Source organism: Streptomyces sp. HSW2009 (assembly GCF_040240285.1).
Classification (GTDB): Bacteria; Actinomycetota; Actinomycetes; order Streptomycetales; family Streptomycetaceae; genus Streptomyces.
The window spans coordinates 1-1,756 of sequence record NZ_JBEHZD010000930.1 but is presented as its reverse complement, the minus strand read 5'-3'; the positions used below and the strand labels follow the sequence as shown (position 1 = coordinate 1,756).

At 77.6% G+C, this 1,756-nt stretch carries 1 protein-coding gene; it reads left to right on the top strand.

All coding sequences use genetic code 11. From position 1 onward, the window contains the following. Positions 1–391 precede the first annotated feature (391 nt). Positions 392–1,498 carry an aminoglycoside phosphotransferase family protein gene (locus tag AAHZ94_RS33625; protein ID WP_349997486.1) on the top strand — a complete coding sequence of 369 codons (1,107 nt, stop codon included), beginning with the start codon at positions 392–394 and terminating at the stop codon, positions 1,496–1,498. The last annotated feature ends 258 nt before the right edge of the window (positions 1,499–1,756 follow it).

The window sequence follows — 1,756 nt, the reverse complement described above, 5'->3', positions numbered from 1 at the left end:
GCAGCTTGGTGTGGACGAGGGCGCGCCAGCGGGCGAACGCCGCGGCGGCTGCGGCCTGGATGTCGGGGGCGCGGCCCCCCCGGCCCGGGGCGGGGGCGGGGGGGGCCGGGGCGGGGGGGCCGGGGGGCCCGCCCCCCCCCCCGGCGCGGGCGGCGCCCCCGGGGCCGGGGGGGGGGGGGGCGGCCCCCCGCCCCCCACGGCAGCACCACCGTCACGCAAGCGACGGAGGCGACGGGGGCCGTCCCATCGGGCCCCGCGCCGGTGCCGACTCACGGCCCGTGCTCCGGCCGGGGAACCCAGCCCGGTGGGCGACCGCATTCCCCAGGGTGCGGCCACCTTCCGGGTCTGGAGCGCACGCACTTGCCGGCACACGAAGGGATCTGTCTCGCCCATGTACACAGCATCGTCCTCCGTGTCCGTCCCCGTTCGGCCGCACCGCCCGCATGTGGGTGGCGCGCCCTATCTCGATCCCAGCCGTGGCGGGCGGGCGCGACGGGCTGAGGGCACTGCTCCCCAGCCGCTCAGCGGGAGGCTCGACTTGTCCGGCCCGCAAGGGGCGCGACTGCGCGCGGCCATCACCGCCGTGCACCCGGTCTGCCCCGAGTTCAACCCGGTGCAGGTACTGCGCCGCAACGGGCGCTCGGTCCTGTTCGTCGGTACGACGGGGCGGACCACCGCCGTGGCCAAGTGCCTGCTCGACCACTCGCCCGCGTGGACCGAACGCTTCCAGCACGAAATAGCGGCATATCGGGCCTTCGTACGCCACCGCCCGCCGGTGCGCGTACCTCGGCTCATCGCGGCCGACCCCGAGAGTTGCACCCTGGTGATGGAGCGCATGCCAGGGCGCGTGGCCACCTTGCACCGGCACCCGACGGAGCCGCCGCCCCGTGCCGACCTGCGGAACGCGCTCGCGGCGATCTACCGGATCAACACCTGGCGCCCGCCGTCCGGGCTCTTCGACGCGCCCATCGACTACGGCGCCCGGCTGGCCCGCTACCACGAGCTGGGGCTGCTCACCGATCGGGACATGAGCGACCTCCAGCAGTTGCTGCGGGGCATCGCCCAGGGGCGGCAGGGTCAGGGGCAGTTCTGCCACGGCGAGGCGGTGCTGTCGAACATCCTGTTCGCGCCGTCGGGTGCGGCCCTGGTCGACTGGGACCACGCGGGGTGGTACCTGCCGGGCTACGACCTCGCCACCCTGTGGGTCGTGGTGGGCGCGGACGCGGCGGTTGGCCGTCGGCAGATCGCCCAGGTGGCGCAGAGCGCGGGGTGTGATGCGCGGGACGCGTTCCTGGTCAACCTCATGCTGGTGCTGACCCGCGAGATCCGGATGTACGAGACGGCCGTGCAGCGCACCATGCGCGACCCCGCACCGGCGCCGGCCCCCGGCGAACCCGGGGCGAGCGCGGGCGAGCAGCAGCGGCTGTTGCTGCGGCGGCTGCACGACGACTGCGCGCTGGCCCGGCGTGCGGTGCGGGCCGCGGTCGGCACCCGCTGACCCGGCCGGCCGGTCGACGGATCAGCGGGGGGGCCGGCTGGTTGGTTGGACGGTGGCGCGCTGGTCGGCCGCCTGCCCCGCCGGGTGACCGGCTGGCCCGGCTGCCCGACACGATCCCGTCGCGTGGTGGTGGGCCGGGGGGCTCAGTCGGGCCCCCCCCCCCCGCGCCCGCCGCCCCCCGCGGGGGGGGGGGGGCGGGCGGTGTCGGGGGGGCGGCTGGGCGGGGGCGCCGGGCGGGGGCGGCGTGGGCGGCGGCGG